Consider the following 23,064-nt stretch of genomic DNA (forward strand, 5'->3'; position numbering starts at 1 on the left):
CCAGCGCTACTGGCTCCACCCCCAACCCCACACCAACCCCACCACCGCCGGACTCGACGAAACCACCCACCCACTCCTCGCAGCCGTGGTGGAGTTGGCCGAGGGGGAGGGGTGTCTCCTCACCGGCAGGCTCTCGCTGGCCTCCCACCCGTGGCTCGCCGACCACGCCGTCGGCGGCGCCGCCCTCCTTCCGGGCACCGCCTTCCTCGACCTCGCCCTCCACGCGGCCGAGCAGGTGGGCTGCCCTCGTATCGAGGAACTCACCCTCCACACGCCGCTGTTCCTGCCGGAAGAGGGCGCGGTGCGGGTCCAGGCGTGGGTGACGGCTCCGGATGACGAAGGAGCCCGGACCCTGACCGTGTCCTCCCGGCGCGACGGTGCGGGGGACGGGTCCGTATGGCTGCGGCACGCCACCGGTCGGCTCCGCGTCGAGCCGGAGGACGCGAGCGCCCCCGACATCTGGGCCGCTGAGCCACTCGGCGGTGATGCGGCGGTGTGGCCGCCGCGGGGCGCGGTCGCGGTCGGCGCGGAGGAGTTGGAGCACCTGTACGAGGAGTACGCGGCGCGCGGGTTCGGCTACGGTCCGGTCTTTCAGGGGCTGCGCGCGGCCTGGCGCCATGGCGAGGACGTCTTCGCCGAGGTGCGGCTGCCCGAAGAGGCGGAGAGCGAGGCCGGGCGGTTCGGCGTTCACCCCGCCCTCCTGGACGCGGCCCTGCACGCCGTGGCCTTCCAACGAACGGACGGCCTGCCTGAGGGTGCCCTGCCCTTCTCCTTCAGTGGAGTGCGCCTGCACTCCGCCGGTGCTTCGACGCTGCGGGTGCGCCTCACGCCGACGTCGGCCGGCGCGGCGCCGGAAGGGCACGCACTGGCGATCGCGGTCGCCGACGGCACCGGTCGACCGGTCGCCTCCATCGCGTCGCTGGCCGTCCGCCCGGTCTCGGCCGACGAACTGGTGGCGGCCTCCGGCACGGCCCGGCGTGAGTCGCTCTTCTACGTCGAGTGGCTGCCTCTCCCGACGCCGGTGGAGGCCACGGCGGCCCCGCGCCTGGCCGTGGTGGGAGCGTGCGGGCTGCTCACGGCAACGGCGCCCGGTCAGGCACTCGAGCGTTACGAGACCCTGGCGGACCTCTTCGCGACGGTGGACGCGGGGGCGCCGACCCCCGAGGCGGTGGTGGTCGGATGCGGCTCGCGTGAGGCCCCCGCCACCGGGCTGCCGGAGGCCGTACGGGAGCACACGCACCGCGCGCTGGAGGTGGTGCGGGAGTGGCTCCGGGACGCCCACCCTGCCGCGGCCACGGCCCGACTCCTCGTGCTGACCCGTGACGCCGTGGCCACCAGGGAGGGCGAGGACGTGGCCGACCTGGCGGGGGCCGCGGTCTGGGGCCTGGTGCGCTCCGCGCAGTCGGAACACCCCGACCGCGTCGTCCTGCTCGACCTCGACGGCGAGGAGGCGTCCGCGGCCGCGATCCCCGCGGCGCTGGCGTGCGGAGAACCACAGATCGCCGTGCGCTCCGGAAAGCCGCTGCTGCCTCGCCTCGTTCGGATGCCTGTCATCGACAGGGTGCCGGTCATCGACGCGGCACCTTCCAGCCAGTCGGCCTTCGACCCCGAGGGCACCGTGCTGATCACCGGTGGCACCGGAGCGCTCGGCGCGCTGCTCGCCCGTCATCTGGTCACCGCACACCGCGTACGGCAGCTGCTGCTGGTCGGTCGACGCGGGCCGCAGGCGCCGGGCGCGGCCGACCTCCAGGCCGAACTGGTCGCTCTCGGCGCCGAGGTGACGATCCGCGCCTGTGACACCGGGGACCGCTCCGCGGTGGCCGCGCTGCTCGCGGAGGTCTCCGCACGGCACCCGCTGACCGGAGTCGTGCACGCCGCGGGCGTCCTCGACGACGCCACCGTCACCTCCCTCACCGAGCGCCACCTCGACACGGTGCTCAGCCCCAAGGCGGACGCCGCGGCGCATCTGCACGAGCTGACCCGCGACGCCCGGCTGCGGTCCTTCGTCATGTTCTCCTCGGCGGCCGGTGTCCTCGGGGCGCCCGGCCAGGGCAACTACGCCGCCGCCAACGCCTTCCTCGACGCGCTGGCCCACCATCGGCGGGCCCGGGGCCTGCCCGCGCTCTCGCTCGCGTGGGGGCTGTGGGAGCGGCGCAGCGGGATGACCGGACACCTGGGCGGCACCGACCGGGCCCGTATCACCCGGTCCGGCCTCACCCCGCTCGGCACCGAGGACGCCCTCGCGCTGTTCGACGCGGCGCTGGCGGGCGACCGGCCGTTCGCGGTCCCCGCCCGCCTGGACCTGCGGAGCCTCCGCGCCGCCGGCCAGGGCCTCCCACCGCTGTTCCACAAGCTCGCTCCCACCCCCGTCGCTCGTCGTCGTGCCGCCGTGGCCGACGCCGCCGCGGACCTTCGCGCGCGCCTGTCCGGCCAGGACGCCGGGGAACAGCGGGCCACGCTGCTCGCCGTCGTCCGCGGCCACGTGGCGGCCGTGCTCGGCCATGACGGCGCGGCCGCCGTCCGCCCGGACTCCGCCTTCCGCGACCTGGGCTTCGACTCCCTCGCCGCCGTGGAACTCCGCAATCGTCTGCATGCCGCCTCGGGCCTGCGTCTCCCCGCGACTCTCGTCTTCGACCATCCCACCCCCGCCGCGCTGACGGACCTGCTGCAGGCCCGGCTCTGCCGCGACACGACGGCGCCCGCGGGCCCGACGGCCCCGGTGCTCGCCGAGCTGGCGCGGCTGGAGTCGGCCCTGTCCGCCGCGACGCTCGACGACGACACGCGCGACGACCTGGTCGTACGGCTGCGTTCCCTCGCCCGCGAGGTGGGCGGCGCCGCCGACTCCGGGCCCGACCTCCGGTCGGCTACCGACGACGAGATGTTCGAGCTGATCGACAAGGAGATCAGCCGCCCCTGATCCGGCCCCGGTGGTGAGCGGGTCCGGACATGCGTGAAGGTGCTCGACGGGGGCGTCGAGCACCTTCACTCGCGTCCGGCTCACCCCGTGGCGAGACTCGGCCGCACGTTCACTCGGCCGGCAGGTGCCGGGCCAGCCATGGGGTGTCCGCGTGGGTCCCCATGGCCTCGGTCTCGGCCGCCTCGGCCTCGGCCGCCGCCCCCGCGGCGCCTTCGGCCGCGGCGCGGGCCGCCACGGCGGCCCGCATCGCCGCCTCCGCGACGGCCTCGGCCTCCAGCACGGCCTGGCGGCTGTGTTGGACGACGGCCTCCGCGATTTCGGCGGCCTTCGCCGCGGCTTCGGCATGGGCGACCGCGGCGGCGGTGGCCGCCGGTCCGGCCTGGGCACCGGCCGCGGCCGCCACCGCCGCCGCCTCGGCCGCGCGGGCGGCGGCCGCCGCCGCGGCTCCGGCCGACTCAGCCCGGCCGGCGTCGGCGGCCGCGTCCCTGGCGGTCGTGGCCGCGTCCTTCGCGTCCTCGGCGGCCGCCGTCAGCGCCACCGCCGCCCGCCCCACGGCGCTGTCCGTGCTGTCCGCACTGTCAGGGCTGTCCTCAAGTGCGCCCATCGCGCTGATCACCGCCGCGCCGGCCGCCGCCTTGGCTAACTCGTCGGCGGCCGCCCGCGTGGCGGAGGCGACGGCCTCCGCCCGCCTGGCGGCGCTCAACGCCCGCCGCACGGAGATATCCCGATCCTTTTCTGCCGCTTCCTGACTGACACTTGTCATCCACAACTCATTTCTTGATGGATTCCATGGGAGCGCGCACGGTACCCCGGTCTGCTCGGCTTCCGGTGGAATCCTTGAAGCCCCTGATTCCGGGGTTTCAGGGGGTTCCTCGACACTCTTCGCTCTGCGATGGTCGGCGCCATGACGCATACAGAGGGAAAGACCGCACTGGTGACCGGGGCGTCACGGGGAATCGGCAGGGCCATCGCCCGGCGGCTGGCCGCGGACGGCGTGTGGGTGGCCGTGCACTACGGGCAGCGAAAGGAGGCCGCCGAGGAAACCGTGGCGGCGATCGAGAGCGCCGGCGGAAGCGCGTTCCCCGTCCGGGCGGACCTCGCCACCGACGGCGCCCTCGACACGCTCTTCGTCGAACTCGAAGCCGGACTCGCCGGCCGGCCGCTCGACATCCTGGTGAACAACGTCGGGGTGTACGCCGACCCGGACGACCCGGCCGCCATGGCGCGGGACGACTACGTGGCCGGCATCTCCGAGGTCACCCCCGAGGCGTTCGACCGGATCTTCACCGTGAACGTGCGCGCCGCCTTCTTCGTCACCCAGCGGGCCCTGCGGCTCATGGGGGAGGGAGGACGCATCGTCAACATCTCCTCCGCCGTCACCCGGATCGCCTGGCCGCTGCTTCCCTACGCCATGAGCAAGGGAGCGCTGGAGATGATGGCGCCCCGACTCGCCAACGAGCTCGGCTCCCGGGGCATCACCGTGAACACCATCGCCCCCGGCATCACCGACGACACCCAGGTCAACTCCTGGCTGCACGACATGCCCGGGGCGGTGGAGGGGGTGGCCGGCATGACCGCTCTGCGCCGGCTCGGCCGGCCCGCCGACATCGCCGCCGTCGTCTCCTTCCTCGTCTCGGACGAGGCGCGCTGGGTCACCGGACAGCTCGTCGACGCCTCCGGCGGCCTGGCCCTGGCCCCCACCCCGCCGGGCATGTAGCGGCGGAGGCGGGCCGTTCGACCGGTGATGGCCGGGGGAGGGCGGCCGTCGCCCGTCCGGCGGCGGCGTAGCCGGCCCGCCCGCCCCCGTCAGGACGGCGGGTCCATCCGGGCCACGACGGCACGCAGCCAGGGCGCGAACCGGCTCACCAGGCGGACGAAATGGCCCTCCGGCGTCAGGACGACGACCGGGGGGTTCCGTTCCACCGCGCGCAGCACCGCCGTGGCGACCTTCTCCGGCGGATAGGCGCGTCGCGCGAACGTCCGCACGGCCCGCTGCCGCAGCCGCTCCTGCTCCGCCTCGGAGGCCCCCGCGAAGTGCATCGCCGCCGTGAAGGACGTGCTCACGAACCCCGGACACACCACGCTCACGCCGACTGCGAACTCGGCGAGCTCCGCCCGCAGGCACTCACTGAGCATCACCACGGCGGCCTTGCTGGTGGCGTACGCCGGGACCGTGCGGGTCGGCTGGAAGGCCGCCGCCGAGGCGATCGTCACGATGTGCCCGCCCCGCCCCCGGTCCGCCATCTGGCGGCCGAAGAGCCGGCAGCCGTGGATGACGCCCCACAGATTGGTGTTCAGCGTGCGCCGCCAGTCCTCGACGGACGTGTCGAGGAAGCGGCCGGACATGCCCACCCCCGCGTTGTTCACCAGGATGTCGACCACCCCGTAGACGTCGGCGACGTGCTCGGCGAACCGCTCCATGGCGGCGCCGTCGGAGACGTCGACCAGCTCCGCCCAGGCATCGGCCGCGCCCAGCGCCTTCGCCAGGTCCGCGCTGGTCGAGGCGGTGACCGCGTTACGGTCCGCGCAGATCACCCGCGCCCCGGCCGCGGCGAACGCGCCGACCGTCGCCCGTCCTATCCCGCTGCCCGCGCCGGTGACCAGCACCAGGCGGTCGCCGAGCCCTCTCGCACGCCGGGACGATTCCATGATTTCCGCCTTTCGGGAACACGACAGAAGGCTTTGTGAAGAGCGGTGGAAGGCTTCACCGATTATCGCGGATGAGCGCTGTCCCACGCCCTGGTCAGGGGTGCCTAGGGGGTGCTTCGGAAATGGGCGAATCCCTATACTCGCACGGCGTCCTGACCATCCCTGAATGAGAGAAATTCAGCCACGTCTCAAGGAATGTCTGGGGGCTGCCGGCAATGGCCAACGAGGAAAAGCTGCGCGACTATCTCAAGCGGGTGACCTCCGACCTTATCCACGTTCGCCGTCGGCTGGAAGAGATCGAATCCGGTGAGCGGGAACCGATCGCCGTGGTGGGGATGGCGTGTCGCTTCCCGGGTGGGGTGGGCTCTCCGGCCGAGTTCTGGGAGCTGCTGGCGGCGGGTGGGGACGCCGTCTCCGGATTCCCGATGGACCGTGGCTGGGACCTGGCGGCGCTGCACGACCCCGACCCGGACCGAGGGCGGCCCGGGACCACGTACACCCGGCGGGGTGGGTTTCTGTATGACGCGGCGGAGTTCGATGCGGGGTTCTTCGGGATCTCGCCGCGTGAGGCGTTGGCGATGGATCCGCAGCAGCGGTTGTTGTTGGAGACGTCGTGGGAGGCGTTGGAGGGCGCGGGGCTGGATCCGGCCGGGCTGCGCGGCAGCCGCACCGGCGTCTTCGCCGGAATGATGCACCACGACTACGCCGCGCGGCTGCTCGACGTCCCCGAGGGGCTCGAAGGCTTCCTGGGCAACGGCAACGCCGGCAGCGTGCTCTCCGGCCGTGTCGCCTACAGCTTCGGTTTCGAGGGGCCGGCGGTGACGGTCGACACGGCGTGTTCGTCGTCGATGGTGGCCTTGCATCTGGCGTGTCAGTCGTTGCGGTCGGGGGAGTGCTCGCTGGCCTTGGCGGGTGGGGTGACGGTGATGTCCACGCCCGGGGTTTTCGTGGAGTTCTCCCGGCAGCGCGCGCTCGCCCCCGACGGCCGGTGCAAGCCCTACGCCGCCGGAGCCGACGGCACCGGCATGGCCGAGGGGGTGGCCGTACTCCTCGTGGAACGGCTGGCGGACGCGCGGCGGCTGGGGCATCGGGTGCTGGCCGTGGTGCGGGGGAGTGCGGTCAATCAGGACGGTGCGAGCAATGGGTTGACGGCGCCGAACGGTCCGTCGCAGCAGCGGGTGATCCGGCAGGCGTTGGCGAACGCGGGTGTGGCGGCTGCCGAGGTGGATGTGGTGGAGGGGCACGGGACGGGGACGAGGCTGGGTGATCCGATCGAGGCGCAGGCGATTCTGGCGACCTATGGGCGGGATCGGCCCGTGGACAGTCCGTTGTGGTTGGGGTCGGTGAAGTCGAACATCGGGCATACGCAGGCGGCGGCGGGGGTCGCCGGTGTGATCAAGATGGTGTTGGCGCTTGGGCATGGGGTGTTGCCGCGGAGTCTGCATGTCGATGAGCCGACGCCGCATGTCGACTGGTCGACGGGCGAGGTGCGGCTGCTGAGCGAGCCGGTCGCCTGGCCTCGTGCCGAGCGGCCTCGCCGGGCCGGTGTCTCGTCCTTCGGCGTCAGCGGCACCAACGCCCACGTCATCATCGAACAGGCCCCCGAAGACATCGCTCACGAGATCCCGCACGAGCCCGGGGACGACGAACCCCCGGAGTCCGAACCGCCCTCTCCCGTGATGCCGTTCGTGCTCTCCGCACGCTCGGAGGGGGCGCTGCGCGGGCAGGCCCGACGGCTGCGGGAGTTCCTCGCCGACCACCGCGCACTGCCCGACGTGGCCCACGCCCTCGCCACCGAGCGCTCCACGTTAGAACGCCGCGCGGTGATCGTCGCCGAGGACCACGACGGACTCGAGCGCGCCCTGGACGCCCTCGCCGCCGGCACCCCGGCCGCGGGGCTGGTCGAAGGGGACGCGACGGCACCCGCCCAGGGCCGGGTCGCGATGCTCTTCGGGGGCCAGGGCACCCAGTGGGACGGCATGGCCGCCCGGCTCCTGGACACCGCACCGGCCTTCGCCGCGGAGATGGCGGCCTGCGCCGAGGCCCTCGAACCCCATGTGGACTGGTCCCTCGTCGACGTGCTGCGCGGCGCACCCGACGCCCCGCCGCTCGACCGCGTCGACGTCGTCCAGCCGGTGCTCTTCGCCGTCATGGTGTCGCTGGCCGCGCTCTGGCGGTCCTACGGGGTACGGCCCGACGCGGTGGCCGGTCACTCGCAGGGCGAGATCGCCGCCGCGTACGTCGCCGGCGCGCTGTCGCTGGAGGACGCCGCGCGGATCACCGCGCTGCGCAGCCGGGCGCTGGCCACGCTGGCCGGCCAGGGCGCGATGCTCTCCGTCGGCATGCCCGCCCCCGAACTGGAGCCGCGCCTGGCGCCGTGGGGCGAGCGGCTGTCCCTCGCGGCCGTCAACGGCGCTGGCTCCGCGGTGGTCTCCGGAACCCCGGAGGCCGTGGACGCCCTGCTGGCCGAGCTGTCCGCGCGGGACGTACCGGTCCGCAGGCTCAAGGTGGACTGGGCCTCGCACTCCCCGCAGGTCGAGGCCATCCGCGAGCGCCTGCTCGACCTGCTCGCCCCGATCCGCCCGCGGACCGGAGACGTGCCGCTGTACTCCACCGTCACCGGCGAACGGCTGGACGGCAGCGCGCTCGACGCCGAGTACTGGTACCGCAATCTGCGCCAGGTGGTGCGGTTCCAGGACGCCACCCGCGCGCTCGTCGCCGACGGCCACACGGTGTTCATCGAGGCCGGACCGCACCCAGCCGTCGCGGTGGGGGTCCAGGAGACACTGGACGACCTGGGAGCCGCCGACGCCGTGGTGCTCGGCACGCTGCGCCGCGGCGAGGGAGGGATGAGCCGCTTCCTGACCTCCCTGGCGCGCTACTTCGTCGCCGGCGGGCGGGTCGACTGGTCGCCGGCCATGGGCCGGCGGGCGCGCGGCCGCGGCGGCGTGCCCCTTCCGACGTACGCGTTCGAACGGAAGCGGTACTGGCTGGAGCGCCGGCCCGACGCGGCGGCGGACGCCGCCCCCGGCCGGGACGTCCACGACGGCCCGCTGTGGGCCGCGGTCCGGCGCGGCGACGTGGCGGGCGTGGGCGCGCTCCTCGGCGTCGACGCGGGCGCCCCGCTGAGCGCGCTGGTCCCCGCCCTGGAGGAGTGGCGCCGGCGGAGCCACGACCGCGAGGTGATCGACAACTGGCGCTACCGCGAGGTCTGGCGGCCGACCGACGGCCTCCCCACCGGGACGCTCCGCGGCGGCTGGCTGGTGGTGGAGGCGGGAGAGGCGCCGCCCGCCGTCGCCGAGGGGCTGGAGCGTGCCGGGGCGTGGGTGGCTCGGGCGCGGCTCCACGACGACGGCGCGGACCCCGTGGCCCTGGCGGAGCGGCTGGCGGCCGGGCTGGGACCCGAACCGGATGTCGGCCGGGTGCTGCTGGCGGTCGGCGACGGGAGTGTCGCCGCCCTGCTGCCACGGCTCACCGAGGCGCTCACTCGACTGCCGGTGGACGCCCCGCTGTGGTGTCTGACCAGCGGAGCCGTCTCCGTCGGCGGCGACGAACCGGTGTCGCCGGGGCTCGGCCGGGTGTGGGGCGCGGGCCGCCGGGCCGCCCTGGAGGCCCCCGAGGTCTGGGGCGGCCTGGTCGACGTGCCGGCCGCGCTGGACCGCAGGGCCGTCGCGCGCCTGATCGGCGTGGTGGGCGGCACCGAGCCGGAGTGCGCGGTCCGTACGGCGGGTGTCTTCGTACGCCGCCTGGTGCGGGCCCCCTTGGGCGGGGCGGCCCCGGAGCGACCGTGGCGGCCGCGCGGCACCGTCCTCGTCACCGGCGGCGCCGACGCCCTGGGCGCCCACACCGCCCGCTGGCTCGCCGCGCGCGGCGCCGAGCACCTGCTCCTCGTCGACACAGGCGGCACAGGCGGCACAGGCGGCACAGGAGGCACCGGCGGCACCGGCGACGCACGCGACACAGGCGGCACCGGGCCCTGGGCCACCGACGAACTCCTCGGCGAACTCGCCGCGACGGGAACACGGGTGACCGCCGTGGCCTGTACCACCACCGACCCCGAGGTGCTGTCGGCACTGGTGGCCGGCGTGCCCGCGACGTATCCGCTGCGCGCCGTCGTGCACACGGCCGCGACGCCCGGAGACGGCGGCGCCGCGACGGCACGCCGGCTGCACGAACTGACCCGAGGCGCCGACCTCGACGCCTTCGTTCTCTTCACCCAGGTCGCCCCGCTGCTCGGCGCCGCGGGCGACAGCGGACACGCCGAAGCGGAGGCGCTGGTGCGCCACCGGCGCGGGCTGGGCCTGCCGGGCCTCTCGGTGGCGTGGGGCACCTGGGGTGCCTGGGGCGATGACGGCCGTGATGACACGCCTGGGCGCGCCGCTGAGCGCGGAGACGGCCGCGGCGAGACGCCGGGAGGCGCCGCGGGCGGGTCGGAACCCGCCGAAACCATCAAGTCCGTCGCGTCCGTCGCGTCCGTCGCGTCCGTCGAAAACGTCGGCGCGGCGGGGGGCGTCGGGGCGGCGCCGCGGTCGCGGCACCGCGGTCTACCGCCCATGAGCCCCCGCCTGGCCCTGGAGGCGCTGGGGCAGGCCCTGGATCACGGGGAGACGTGTCTGACCGTCGCCGACATCGACTGGCGTCGCCTGGCGGAGACGGCGACCGGGGGCCTCGCCCCCCTCGTCGGCGAGATCCCCGAGGCGCGGGCGGCCTGGGAGGCCGCCGGTGGCGGTGCCGACGCGCCTGGAGGACCGCCGCGTGGGCGGCTCGCCGGGCTGGGACCGGCCGAGCGGCGGAAGGCGTTGGTGGAGCTGGTCCGCACGCACGCGGCCGCCGTCCTCGGCCACGACACCGCCACGGCGGTGCCACCCGAGCGGGCCTTCCGTGACCTGGGCTTCGATTCGCTGACCGCCGTGGAGCTGCGCAACCGGCTGAACGGCGCCACCGGACTGGCGCTGCCCGCCACCGTCGTCTTCGACTACCCCAACCCCACCGTGCTCGCCGGGCGCGTCCGGCGGCTGCTGTTCACCGAGGACACCGAGGACACCGCGGACGCCGCGGCCGACGTCGCCGCACCGAGGATCCGCGAGACGGTGGGGGCGGACGAGCCGATCGCCGTCGTCGGCATGGCCTGCCGCTTCCCCGGCGGGGTCCGGTCCGCCGAGGAGTTCTGGGAGCTGCTGACCGCGGGACGGGACGCGATCGCCGACTTCCCCGGCGACCGGGGCTGGGACCTGGAGTCGCTCTACGACCCGGACCCGGACCGCCCCGGCACCTCGTACGCGCGCCAGGGAGGCTTCCTCCACGACGCGGCCGACTTCGACGCCGGGTTCTTCGGGATCAGCCCGCGGGAGGCCCTGGCCATGGACCCGCAGCAGCGGCTGCTCCTGGAGACGTCCTGGGAGGCGCTGGAGCGGGCCGGCATCGACCCCGGGTCGCTGCGCGGCAGCCGCACCGGAGTCTTCGCCGGGCTCGCCCTCCAGGACTACACGGAGGTGGTGCGGCAGGGCGGACAGGAGCTCGAAGGCTACGCACTGACCGGCGTCTCGGGCAGTGTGCTCTCCGGCCGCCTCTCGTACACCTTCGGGTTCGAAGGCCCCGCCGTGACGGTGGACACGGCCTGCTCCTCGTCGCTCGTGGCCTTGCACCTCGCCTGCCAGTCCCTGCGGTCGGGGGAGTGCTCGCTGGCGCTGGCGGGCGGCGCGACGGTGATGTCCACACCGGCCGCGTTCGTGGAGTTCTCCCGACAGCGCGGACTCGCCGCCGACGGCCGGTGCAAGGCGTACGCGGCCGGGGCCGACGGCGTCGGCTGGTCAGAGGGCGTGGGCGTCCTCCTGTTGGAGCGCCTCTCCGACGCGCGACGCCTGGGCCACCGGGTGCTCGCCGTGGTCCGCGGCAGCGCGGTGAACCAGGACGGGGCGAGCAACGGGCTCACCGCACCCAACGGCCCCGCTCAGCAACGGGTGATCCGCCAGGCGCTGACCAACTCCGGCGTCACCGCCGCCGAGATCGACGCGGTGGAGGGGCACGGCACCGGGACCACGCTCGGCGACCCGATCGAGGCACAGGCGATCCTCGCCACCTACGGACAGGGTCGTCCGACGGACAGCCCGCTGTGGCTGGGCTCGGTGAAGTCCAACATCGGGCACACCCAGGCGGCGGCCGGAGTCGCCGGCGTGATCAAGATGGTGCTGGCCCTGCGGAACGAGCTGCTGCCGCGGAGCCTGTACGCCGCCGACCCCTCGCCCCACGTGGACTGGTCCACCGGCCGGGTCCGGCTGCTCGACGAGCCCGTCCCCTGGCCGCGGAACGGGCACCCCCGGCGCGCGGGCGTCTCCTCCTTCGGCGTCAGCGGCACCAACGCCCACGTCATCATCGAGCAGGCACCCGAAGAGCCGACCGTGACCTCCGCACAGTCGACCGTGACCCCCGAGCGGGGCGTGGCGACCGAAGAGTCGCTCGGGGCCTCGGTGGAGTCGAGCGTGGCCTCGGTGGAGTCGGCCGTGGGCTCCGTACAGTCGACCGTGGCCTCCACGGAGGCAACGACCGTGGGGACCGAACGTCCGACCGCGGCGCCGCCCCCGTTGGTCCCGTGTGTGCTCTCCGCCCGCTCCGCGAGCGCGCTGCGCGGGCAGGCACACAGGCTGCGAGAGCTGGTCGCCGGCGACCAGCCCTTGGACCTCGCGGACGTCGCACGGGCCCTGGTCACCGAACGCTCCGCCTTCGAACGCCGTGCCGTGATCCTCGCCGAGGACCGCGAGGCGCTCGTCCGCGGCCTGGACGCCCTGGCCGAGGGCGCCCCGGCCCCCGATCTGGTCGAAGGTGACGGGCCCGCCACGCCCGAGGGCGGTTGCGCGCTGCTCTTCGCGGGCCAGGGAACCCAGCGCGCCGGCATGGGCCGCGAACTGTACGCGGCGTTCCCGGCGTACGCCCGGGCGCTGGACGCCGTGCTCGCCGCCCTCGACGACCACCTGGACCGACCGCTGCGCCCACTGATCCTCGCCACGGCCGGCACCGAGGAGGCCGGTCTCCTGGACCACACCCGCTACACCCAACCGGCGTTGTTCGCCGTCGAAGTGGCGCTCTTCCGGCTGCTGGAGTCCTTCGGCGTACGCCCCGACTTCCTCATCGGCCACTCCATCGGCGAACTGGCCGCCGCCCACGCGGCCGGCGTGTTCAGCCTGCCGGACGCCGCCCGCCTGGTGGCGGCCCGCGGCCGGCTCATGCAGGAGCTGCCGCCCGGCGGGGCGATGCTGGCCGTGCGCGCCACCGAGGACGAGGTCGCGGCCGCCCTCACCGGACGCGAGGCGCTGGTCTCCGTGGCGGCGGTCAACGCACCGGAGTCGGTCGTCGTCTCGGGCGAGGCCGGCGCGGTCGACGAGCTGGCCGCCGCGTTCACCGCGCGCGGCCGCAGGACCCGGCGGCTGCGCGTCGGCCATGCCTTCCACTCTCCGCTGATGGAGCCGATGCTGGACGGGTTCCGCCGCGTCGCCGCCACGGTGAGCTACGCGGAGCCGGCCGTCGGCGTCGTCTCCAACGTCACCGGTCGGCTCGCCCGCCCCGGAGAGCTGACGGACCCGGACTACTGGGTGCGGCACGTCCGCCAGGCGGTGCGGTTCGGCGACGGAGTGGCCTGGCTGCGCGACCGCGGCGTCCGTGCCTTTGTGGAGCTGGGCCCGGACGGCACGCTCTCCGCCCTCGTACGGGAGTGCCCGAAGCGGACGGCGGGGCCCCGACCCATCGGCGGCTCAACGGTCCCGGCGGCCTCAACGGTTCCGGCGGCCCCGGCGGCCCCGGCGGCCCCGGCGGCCCTGGCGGTCCCGGGGGTCCCGGCGCGGGACGGGGACGTGACGGCACCGGCGCCGGACGAGACCACGATGGCAGCCGCGCGGCACGAGACCGTGGCGACGGCCGCGTGGGACGAGACCGTGGCGGCGGCGCGGGACGAGGCGGTGGTGGCGCCGGTACTGCGCCCGGAGCGGCCCGAGGCGCACACCCTGCTCTCCGCCGTCGCCCGCGTCCACCTCGGCGGCGTCGCCGTCGACTGGCCGGCCGTCATCGGCCCCACCGCCGCGGGGTCCGCCGGCCGGCGGGTCGAGCTGCCGACATACGCCTTCGACCACCGCCGCTACTGGCCGCGGGCCCGACACGCCGTGGCCGACCTGGCGGCCGCCGGCCTCGGCGCGGCCGACCACCCCCTCCTGGGTTCCGCCGTGGAGCTGGCCGGCACCCAGGACCTGCTCTTCACCGGCCGGATCTCGCTGCGCACCCACCCCTGGCTCGCCGACCACGCCGTCTTCGACACCGTGCTGCTGCCCGGTACCGCCATCCTGGAGCTGGCCGTCCGCGCGGGCGACGAGGTCGGCTACGGCGCCCTGGACGAACTCGCCCTCCAGGTCCCGCTGGTGCTGCCCGAGCGCGGCGCGGTCGTCGTACAGCTCCTCCTCGGCGCCCCCGACGCCGCCGGCCGACGCTCCTTCACCCTCTCCTCGCACCCCGAGGACGGCGCCCCGTCGGCGGCGGATAAGCCCTGGACGTGCCATGCCACCGGCGTGTTGGCCCGCGGCGCCGACACGCCCGACCGTGGCACACCGGACCGAGACGCCCCCGAACCCGAACCGTCCACCACCCCGGACGCGTCCTGGCCGCCGCCGGAGGCCGAACCCGTCGACCTGACCACCTGGTACGCCGACCTGGCCGGCGTGGGTCTCGGCTACGGCCCGGCGTTCCAGGGGCTGCGGGCGGCCTGGCGGCGCGGGGACGAGTTCTTCGCCGAGGTCGCCCTGGACGAGGAACGCGCGGCGGACGCCGCACGCTACGCCCTCCACCCGGCGCTGCTCGACGCGGCGCTGCACCCGGTGGTCCTCGGCCTGGACACCGGCGCCGTCGGCGGCCCGGAAGGCCGCGGCTGGCTCCCGTTCTCGTGGAACGGGGTGACGGTCGGCGCCGCGGGCGCCTCGTCGCTGCGGGTCCGGCTGACCCCGGCCGGCCCGGAGACGATCGCCCTGCGGGCCACCGACACCACCGGCCGGATGGTGGCCGAGGCGCGATCGTTGGTCTTCCGGCCGGTCACCGCGGAGCAGCTCCGCGGCGCCGCCACCGCCCACCACGAGGCGCTGTTCCGCCTGGACTGGTCGCCGCCGGCCGCCTGGCCCCCCGCGCCCGGCGCCGCCGGATCGGTGGCGGACACCCGCTGGGCGGTGGTCGGCCCTCGGCCACCGTGCCTGGGCGACGCCCTGGACACGGCCGGGGCCGCCTGCCGGGACTACCGCGACCCGGCCGCGCTCGGCGCGGCCCTCGCCGCCGGTCACCCGGTACCGGATGTCGTGGTGGTCTCCTGCCGCGTGTCCGACGCCGACCGCTGCGACCCCGACCACGCCGACCGCGTTGACCAACTCGACCGCCTTGACCACCCCGACCACCTCGATCACCCCGATCCCCCCGACCACCCCGGCTCCTTGGACGGCGCGCCTCCCACCACGGCGTCCGCGCTGCGCGAGGCGTCCACGAGTGTGCTCGGCCTGCTGCAGTGGTGGCTCGACGACGACCGCCTCGCGGACTCCCGGCTGGCCGTCGTCACGCGCGGAGCGGTCGCCGCGACAGCGGAAGACGACGTGCCCGACCTGGCCCACGCCGCCGTATGGGGGCTGGTGCGCTCGGCGCAGAGCGAACACCCCGGCCGGTTCCTGCTGGCCGACACCGACGACACGGACGCCTCCCGGCGAACCCTCCCGGAAGCCCTGCTGTCCGGGGAGCCGCAGTTCGCCCTCCGCGAGGGCGTCCCGCACCGGCCCCGCATGGCGCGCGTGCCCATCACCGCGCCGGACGCGGAATCCCAGGACTTCGGGCGCCCCTGTGACCGCCTGGACCGCCTGGACCGCCACGACGGTCAGGCGGATCCCGACCGGGCCGGGGCCGGCGCGCCCCGCCGTTGGGACCCCGACGGCACGGTGCTGATCACCGGCGGCACCGGCGTCCTCGGGCGGCTCGTGGCCCGACACCTGGTGACGGCCCACGGCGTACGGCACCTGATGCTGACCGGTCGCCGCGGACCGGACGGCGACGGAGTCCCCGAACTCCTGGCCGAGCTGGCCCGGCTGGGCGCCGAGGCCACCGCCCACGCCTGCGACGTGACGGACCGTGCCGCGGTCGCGGCCCTGCTGGACGGCATCCCCACCGGGCGCCCGCTCCGCGCGGTGATCCACATGGCGGGCGTGGTCGACGACGGCATCCTCACCTCGCTGACGCCGGAGCGCATGGACGCCGTGCTGGGAGCCAAGGCGGTCGGCGCCCTCCACCTGCACGACCTCACCAGCGACGGCGAGCTCGACGCCTTCGTCGTCTTCTCCTCGGCCGCCGCCAGCTTCGGCAGCCCCGGCCAGGGCAACTACACCGCCGCCAACGCCTTCCTCGACGCGCTCGCCCGCCACCGGCGCGCCCGAGGTCTGCCGGGCCAGTCGCTCGCCTGGGGACTGTGGGCACAGGACAGCGGCATGACAGGTCACCTCGGCGCCACCGACCGCGCCCGCATGGCCCGCGGCGGACTGGCCCCCCTCGGTGTCGACCAGGGACTGGCCCTGCTCGACACCGCGCGCACCGTCGACGAGGCGGTGCTGCTGGCCACCCCTCTGGACCTCCGGGCCCTGCACGCGCAGGCCGCGGCCGGCGGACTGCCACCCCTCCTGCACCGTCTGGTCAGGACGCCCACCCGGCGCGCGGCCGCCGAGGCCATCGCCCCCGACGCGCCCGCCGCGCTGCGCGAGCGGCTGGCCGGCCTGCCCGGCGCCGCCGCCCGCACCGAGGTGCTCCTCGAACTGGTCCGCGTCCACGCCGCCACGGTCCTGGGCCACAGCACCGCCGACACGGTCGACGCCGCGGGCGAGTTCCGAGAGCTGGGATTCGACTCCCTCACCGCGGTGGAGCTGCGCAACCGGCTCAGCGCGGTCACCGGCCTCCGCCTCGCCACCACACTGGTCTTCGACCACCCCAGCCCCGCGGAGCTGGCCCGGCACCTGGCGGAGCAACTGGCCGTCGAGCCCGACACGGCCGCGGAAGAGCCGGCCCGAGCGCGCCCCCACGGCCCCCTGCACCGGGACGGTGGCGCCGAAGCGACCGTCGAGTCCCTGTTCTGGACGGGGCACGACACCGGTCGCATCCACGAGGCCGTACAACTCCTCTCGGCGGCCTCCGTCTTCCGGCCCGCCTTCGACGCCGGCTCGGCCGACGCCGTCGCCCCGCGGTTCGTGCGGCTCGCCCAGGCCGCGACGGGGGACGGCGACGACACCCCGTCCGCGGGCGAGCCGACGCCGCCCATGCTCATCTGCCTCCCCACCGTGGCCGCGATCTCCAGCGCCTACCAGTACGCGCGGTTCGCCGCCGCGCTCCAGGGACTGCGCGACGTCTGGTACGCGCCCGCACCGGGCTTCCTCGTCGGCGAGCCGCTGCCCGCCGACGTCGACGCCGTCACCGACCTGCTCGCCGACGCCGTGCTGCGCTTCACCGACGGCGCCCCCTTCGCCCTCGCCGGTCACTCCGCGGGCGGCTGGCTCACCTGGTGTGTCACCAGCCGGCTGGAGCGCGACGGAGTCTTCCCCACGGCTGCCGTGGCCCTGGACGCCTATCTGCCCGACGAGGGGATCGCGCCCGTCGCCTCCGCGCTGACCAGCGAGATCTTCGACCGGGTCACCGAGTTCGTCGACGTGGACCACACCCGGCTCACCGCGATGGGCGGCTACTTCCGCATCTTCTCCGGCTGGACCCCGCCCCACATCGACACCCCCGCGCTCTTCCTGAGAGGGAGGGACGGGGCGCAGCAGCCGCCGGCCTGGGGCACGCCGCACACGGTCGAGGACATCGCCGGTGACCACTTCACCATGCTGGAGGGGCACGCGGAGGCCACCGCCCGGTACGTCCACCGGTGGCTGGAGGAGATCGCCGCCGGCCGCTGACCCCCCCCACGGCCGCCCCCCAGACCCCGCCGGCGGACCATCCCCCCGCCACCTCCCCGGCGGGCCGGCCATCCCACGTGGAGCCCCAGAGCAGCCAGACACCCCGGAGGAACGGTGGACGCACCGACCAGCCCCCGCGCCGCCAGCGAGCGGCCCTACGACCCCATCGACCTGTCCTCCCGCGCCTTCTGGGCGCGGACCGCCGAGGAACGGGACGACTCCTACGCCGTCCTGCGCGCCGAGCGACCCGTCTCCTGGCATCCGCCGCTCGAAGAGAGGATGTTCCCGGACCCGGACGACCCCGGATTCTGGGCCGTCGTGCGCCATGAGGACATCGTCACCGTCAGCCGTCGCCACGACCTGTTCGTCTCCGGCGCCGGGGTGCTCTTCGAGAACATCCCCGAGGAACTCGTCGACGGCTCGCAGTCCCTGCTCTCCATGGACCCGCCACGCCACACCAGGATCAGGCGGCTGGCCAGTGGCGCCTTCACCTGGCGCCAGATAGCCCGCATGGGGCAGCGCATCAGCGCCCACGCACGCCGGATCGTCGACGACCTGGCCGCGCGCCCCGACGGCCGGGCGGAGTTCGTAGCGGACTGCGCCGCACTGCTGCCGATGCGCGTCATCTCCGACGTCGTCGGCATCCCCCACGACCGGCAGGAGGCCATGGCCGCGTCGGTCGCCGAAGGGCTGAGCGCCGCCGAAGGCACCCCGGACGACAGCACCCCGGCCGAACGTGTCATGGAAGGCAACCGAGCGCTGCGCCGCATGGCACTCGAGCTGGCCGGCCGGCGCCGCGAGCGGCCCGCCGACGACCTGATGACCTCGCTCGTCCAGGCCGAGATCGACGGGGAGCGGCTGACCGACGACGAGATCGCCGACTTCTTCCTGGTGCTGTGCATCGCCGGCAACGACAGCACCACCCAGGCCATCGCCCACGGCCTGCGGCTCCTCACCGCCCTCCCGGCACAACGCGCCTGGCTGCTGGCCGACTTCGACGCCCGCATCGACACGGCCGTGGAGGAGATCCTCCGCTACGGCACGCCCGTGATGACCTTCCGCCGCACCGCGGCCACCGACACCACGCTCGGCGGCCGGGACATCGCGGCCGGCGACAAGGTCGTGATGTTCTACGACTCCGGCAACCGCGACGCCGCCGTCTTCCCCCGTCCGGACCGCTACGACCTCGGCCGTGACCCCAACCCCCACCTGGCCTTCGGCGGCGGTGGCGCCCACTTCTGCCTGGCCGCCCAACTGGCCAGGGCACAACTGCGGGCCCTCTTCAGGGAACTGCTCGGCCGACTGCCCGACATCGAGGCCGGCGAGCCGCGGTTCCTCACCGGCCCCGCCATCCACGGTGTGACTCGACTTCCCTGCCGGTTCACACCATCGCCCCAGGGCACCGCGTGACACCTGTCGAACGGGCCGCGACGCCGACGCACGACAGGCGCACCGCACACAGGCGCACCGCACACGGCCGCCGGGCGCGGAAAGCGCTGGGGTGGATAGGGGGTTCTTCGGGTGGAATGCCCCCTCCTAGGCTCGATCCCATTGGCAGAGACCCCGACTCGGCACAGCCATGACCGTGCCCGCCGCGTCGGGAATTGCTGGCCCACTCCGGGCCCCTGGGGCCCGATCCTGATAGGAGTCCCGCGATGCCTGCCCCTCTCCCCGTCCCCGAAGCGCCCGGCTCCTGGCCGGCCCTGGGCCATGTGCCGCAGCTCCTCCGGCGGCCGCTCGCCTTCATGCGCTCCCTCACCGACCACGGCGACCTGGTCAGAATCCGGCTCGGCCACAAACCCGTCTACGTCGCCACCCATCCCGACCTCGTCCGGTCCATGCTGGTCACCGACGCGCACGGCTACACGCGCGGCATCGGCCACGCCAAGGCGCTCGCCTTCATCGGACCCATCCTGGTGGCGACCACCGGCGAGCCGCACCGCCGCCAGCGCCGCCTCATGCAGCCCTGCTTCCACCGGGAACGGATCGAGAGCTACGTCTCGGGAATGTGCGCCGCCGCCGAGGCGACCGCCGATTCCTGGTCCGCGAACGACGTCGTGGACATGCTGCCCACCATGACCGACCTGGCCACCGCGATGATCACGAAGTCGTTGTTCTTCTCGGAACTCGGCGCGCAGGCGGAAAAGGACCTGCGCAAGGTCGGCAACTCCATTCTGCACGTGGCCCGCATGAGCGCCGTTCTCCCGGGAATCTACCGGCGGCTGCCGACGACCGGAAACCGGGAGCTCCCCCCGGCGCAGGCCGTCATCGAACGCACCATCGCCGCGTACCGCGCGGAGGGACGCGACCACGGCGACATGCTCTCGATGCTGCTGCGCACGACGGACGCCGCCGGCGTCGGCCTGACCGACCGGGAGATCCGCGACGAGATCATGGGGCTCGCCATCACCGGCATCGGCGGACCCGCCGCCATCGCCTCATGGATCTTCCACGAACTCGGTCAGCACCCCGACGTCGAGCGGCGGCTGCACAAGGAGCTGGACACCGTCCTCGACGGCCGACGACCCGGACACCAGGACCTCGCCCGGCTGACCTACACCCAGCGGCTCGTCAAGGAGGCGCTACGCAAGTACCCCGGGTGGGTGGGCATGCGACGCGCGTGTGAGCCCGTCCGGCTGGGCGAGCACGAGCTCCCCGCCGGCACGGAGGTCATGTACAGCGCGTACGCCCTCCAGAACGACGCCCGCTGGTACCCCGACCCCGACCGGTTCGACCCCGACCGCTGGGACTCCAAGCGGAGCGTGGGACGGGTCAAGAAGGGCGCCTGGGTGCCGTTCTCGGCAGGGGTCTACAAGTGCATCGGAGACGGCTTCACCGAGATGGAGACGGCCGTCGCGGTCGCCGTCATCGCCTCCCGCTGGCGGCTGCGCCCGGTGCCCGGGCGTGACGTCCGCGCCGTCCACCAACACACCCACGTCGTTCCGGGACGCCTGCGCATGATCGTGGAACCCCGGAGCGCCGCCCGGAAGACCCGCGCCCCGCACCTGGCGCCGCAGGTGAGCAGGTGAGGAACGCCCGCGGACGACCGGCGCGGCACCCGCGCGTCGGGACCCCGCGCGGCTGAGGACCGGCGCGGCTGAGGACCGGCGCTCCGCCGGGGCCGAACACGCCCCCGCGGAGCGCCCAACGACCCGGAGGCGAACGCCGGACGCAGGCATCGCGCGGGAGCGGTGCGGCACGCCGGTCGGCGCGCCGCGCGACCGGCGCTCGCCTCCGGCCCCCACCCGCGTGCCGAGCCGCCACGGGCCGGGGGCCAGGCCCGGGGTGGTCAGACCCGGGGGCGGGCCCGGGGTGGTCGGGCGGCCCGACTCGACCGGGACCCGCACGGCGGATCCTCCGCGCTCGTCCCGGTCAGGGGCGCCACGGCGGCGGGGCGACGACCTCCACGACGGCCGCGGCGATACCCAGACCGGGGCCCGAGCCCGCCAGCAGGACGCGGTCGCCCGGACCGGTCCGCCCGGTCGCGAGCAGATGCTCGAAGGAGACCAGGTGGTCGCTGGCCATCAGATGCCCCACCCGCCGGCCGAAGTCCCAGGTGGACCGCTCCAGCGGGAGACCCAGGGAGGCCAGCCAGGCGTCCGCGAGGTCCCGCCCCGCGTGTGCGGGCACCACCCAGGCGAGGTCCTCCACGCCGATGCCCGCCTCGTCCAGGGTGACGGCCATCAGTTCGCGCTGCGCCTTCATCACCATCAGCATCCAGTCCGCGGGCGCCTCGCCGGTCGCCAGGAACTCCGCCTGCCGGGCGCCCAGATCCAGGGGCAGGGCCCGGGCCGAGGCGGCCGGATCCAGCGGCTGCGCCCCCCGGTGCAGGGCCTCGAGCTCGGGCACCGCCGTGGAGTTGACCGACAGGAGCCGCGCGAAGCCCGGCTCCCGGGTCAGCACCGCGGCCGAGGCGCCGTCCCCCAGCAGATAGCCCGGGCTCGCCCGCCAGCGGTCCACCAGCGGAGGGCCCATGTTGTCGGCCGCGGTGACCAACGCCGCCTCGCCGCCGCCTCCGCGGAGATACGCCGCCGCCAGCTCCAGGGCGCCGAAGACCCCGTTGCACCCCTGCCGGACGCCGACCGCCAGCAGATCGCCGCCGACCACCTCCCGCATCACATACGAGTGCGGCAACCAGCCGTCGGGGCCGCAACGGTAGCCGTCCGCGTAGAGCAGCAGGCCGAGTGCCGACACCTCACCGCCCCAGCGCTCCAGGGCCGACCGGACCGCCCGTACCGCCATCTCCGGCGCCGGGGTGTCCCCGGCCACGGCGGCTCCCAGGAGACCGGACCGCTCCACCTCCGTGGCCTCCAGCAGGCCCGCCTCGACCGCCTCACTCACACTCACCCTGTCGGGCAGATACGTTCCCACAGCCGCGATGTGTACATCCGGGGTGCGCACCTGAATACCCCCTCCTCTCGATGCAGCGATACGTCGATACGTCGATTCATCGGTAGCGCGGCGAGGAATCGCCACGGTGGTCAGTAGCCCGCCGGCGGGCGGAAGAAGTCGGGCAGTCGGTCCGGGGCGCCACCGTCCAGCAGAGAGAAGAGGATGTGCGTGCCGGTGTAGAGGCCGATGCACACATTGGCGCCGCCCACCACGGCCAGCAGCCGCGCCCACGCCCGTACCCCCGGCGGCAGCAGTCCCGCCCCCGACTCCAGACAGGTCTCGTCCCGCGCGTTGCGGAAGTGGCGCATCGCCCCCAGTGCCGCCCCGAACAGCGCGGACGCCACCATCTGGTACAGCGGGAACTGGTACCACTCGCCGCTCCAGAGAGTGAGCTCCGGAACCGACCGCGTCCACACGGAGATGCCCACGAAGGAGATCAGCGGCTCACAGAGGTCGAACACCATGACCAGGAGGAAGCCGAACCCGACCAGCCGCGCCGCGCCCCATCGCGGCCGGCGAGCGGCCGCCATGCCGATCCCCTTGCTGCAGGCCACGGCCGCGATCAGGGCGGTCATGCAGATGCTCAGCGTCGCCAACGGCAGCTCCGCCTCCCGGTGGGGTCCCGCCCCCTGCCAGCCGGGCACATAGGGACCCCACGAGGCGACCGCCCCGAACACGTTGACGTTCGACGCGAGCACCGGATTGATCCAGTTCATCAGGGGGCTCTGCCAACTCGCCAGCAGCAGCCCGATGAACAGCAGGGCGTCGAAGGTCAGCCGCCGTCGAGCCCGGCACCGCCGGTACAGGTACACCGCGAGGACCAGCACGCCGAGCACCGAGGACAGCGGCACCCACACATCGGCCGGTCGCGTCGAGTCGCCACCGCCCACGGCCGCGGGCGCCTTCTCCACCCGGTAGCCGCCGTCGGCGAACCACGAGGCGAAGACGTACACCTGGAGTCCCAGCACCACGGCGCCGACAACGGCCCACCACACCACCGGCAGGGCGCGCAGCCGCAGGCCGTGAGCGGCCTGAGCCCGCCCGGCGGCGGCCGGCCGCCCTTCGTCGACGAGGTCGGTCATACCTCTCTCCTTCTGCCGCTACGAGAAGCGATACGAGAACCGCTACGAGAAGCGATACGAGAACCGCTACGAGAAGTGG

Annotated in this window: 9 protein-coding genes; 5 read left to right on the forward strand and 4 right to left on the reverse strand. The window is 74.7% G+C overall.

Going from position 1 to position 23,064, the window contains the following annotated elements:
* Positions 1-2,917 (forward strand): type I polyketide synthase (locus tag CD790_RS33600; protein ID WP_144387176.1); only part of this gene is annotated, 2,917 nt, incomplete at its 5' end.
* 109 nt (positions 2,918-3,026) lie between these two features.
* Here the strand turns inward: CD790_RS33600 and CD790_RS33605 are convergent.
* Positions 3,027-3,680 (reverse strand): hypothetical protein, encoded by a 654-nt coding sequence (locus CD790_RS33605; RefSeq protein ID WP_144387177.1) that lies wholly within the window; start codon positions 3,678-3,680, stop codon positions 3,027-3,029.
* Positions 3,681-3,821: 141 nt separating this feature from the next.
* Here CD790_RS33605 and CD790_RS33610 point away from each other — a divergent pair, with 141 nt between their 5' ends.
* On the forward strand, positions 3,822-4,634 hold the full coding sequence (locus CD790_RS33610) for an SDR family oxidoreductase (protein WP_144387178.1): 813 nt from the start codon (positions 3,822-3,824) through the stop codon (positions 4,632-4,634).
* A gap of 89 nt (positions 4,635-4,723) precedes the next feature.
* On the opposite strand, the gene CD790_RS33615 is transcribed toward CD790_RS33610, so the two are convergent.
* Positions 4,724-5,566 carry an SDR family NAD(P)-dependent oxidoreductase gene (locus CD790_RS33615; protein ID WP_144387179.1) on the reverse strand — a complete coding sequence of 281 codons (843 nt, stop codon included), beginning with the start codon at positions 5,564-5,566 and terminating at the stop codon, positions 4,724-4,726.
* Between the two features lie 215 nt (positions 5,567-5,781).
* Here CD790_RS33615 and CD790_RS33620 point away from each other — a divergent pair, with 215 nt between their 5' ends.
* The 3 genes from CD790_RS33620 to CD790_RS33630 all read left to right on the forward strand — a co-directional run bounded on the left by CD790_RS33620 (position 5,782) and on the right by CD790_RS33630 (position 20,540).
* Positions 5,782-17,511, forward strand: coding sequence for a type I polyketide synthase (locus CD790_RS33620; protein ID WP_144387180.1), 11,730 nt, complete (start codon positions 5,782-5,784; stop codon positions 17,509-17,511).
* 114 nt (positions 17,512-17,625) lie between these two features.
* Positions 17,626-18,921 (forward strand): cytochrome P450, encoded by a 1,296-nt coding sequence (locus CD790_RS33625; protein ID WP_144387181.1) that lies wholly within the window; start codon positions 17,626-17,628, stop codon positions 18,919-18,921.
* A 245-nt stretch (positions 18,922-19,166) separates the two neighbouring features.
* Positions 19,167-20,540 carry a cytochrome P450 gene (locus CD790_RS33630; RefSeq protein ID WP_144387182.1) on the forward strand — a complete coding sequence of 458 codons (1,374 nt, stop codon included), beginning with the start codon at positions 19,167-19,169 and terminating at the stop codon, positions 20,538-20,540.
* A 343-nt stretch (positions 20,541-20,883) separates the two neighbouring features.
* Here CD790_RS33630 and CD790_RS33635 read toward each other — a convergent pair whose 3' ends face one another.
* On the reverse strand, positions 20,884-21,852 hold the full coding sequence (locus CD790_RS33635; protein WP_260868101.1) for a ketoacyl-ACP synthase III family protein: 969 nt from the start codon (positions 21,850-21,852) through the stop codon (positions 20,884-20,886).
* 140 nt (positions 21,853-21,992) lie between these two features.
* On the reverse strand, positions 21,993-22,985 hold the full coding sequence (locus tag CD790_RS33640) for a spirocyclase AveC family protein (protein ID WP_144387184.1): 993 nt from the start codon (positions 22,983-22,985) through the stop codon (positions 21,993-21,995).
* Positions 22,986-23,064: the final 79 nt, after the last annotated feature.

It is taken from the genome of Streptomyces sp. SAJ15 (assembly GCF_007595705.1).
In the GTDB taxonomy this organism is placed as follows: Bacteria; Actinomycetota; Actinomycetes; order Streptomycetales; family Streptomycetaceae; genus Streptomyces.

Excerpts from the sequence above, each read along its gene's own strand:
- CD790_RS33610 (WP_144387178.1), top strand. The coding sequence starts at position 3,822 with ATGACGCATACAGAGGGAAAGACCGCACTGGTGACCGGGGCGTCACGG.
- CD790_RS33630 (WP_144387182.1), top strand. The coding sequence starts at position 19,167 with ATGCCTGCCCCTCTCCCCGTCCCCGAAGCGCCCGGCTCCTGGCCGGCC.
- CD790_RS33620 (WP_144387180.1), top strand. The coding sequence starts at position 5,782 with ATGGCCAACGAGGAAAAGCTGCGCGACTATCTCAAGCGGGTGACCTCC.
- CD790_RS33615 (WP_144387179.1), bottom strand. The coding sequence starts at position 5,566 with ATGGAATCGTCCCGGCGTGCGAGAGGGCTCGGCGACCGCCTGGTGCTG.
- CD790_RS33605 (WP_144387177.1), bottom strand. The coding sequence starts at position 3,680 with ATGACAAGTGTCAGTCAGGAAGCGGCAGAAAAGGATCGGGATATCTCC.
- CD790_RS33640 (WP_144387184.1), bottom strand. The coding sequence starts at position 22,985 with ATGACCGACCTCGTCGACGAAGGGCGGCCGGCCGCCGCCGGGCGGGCT.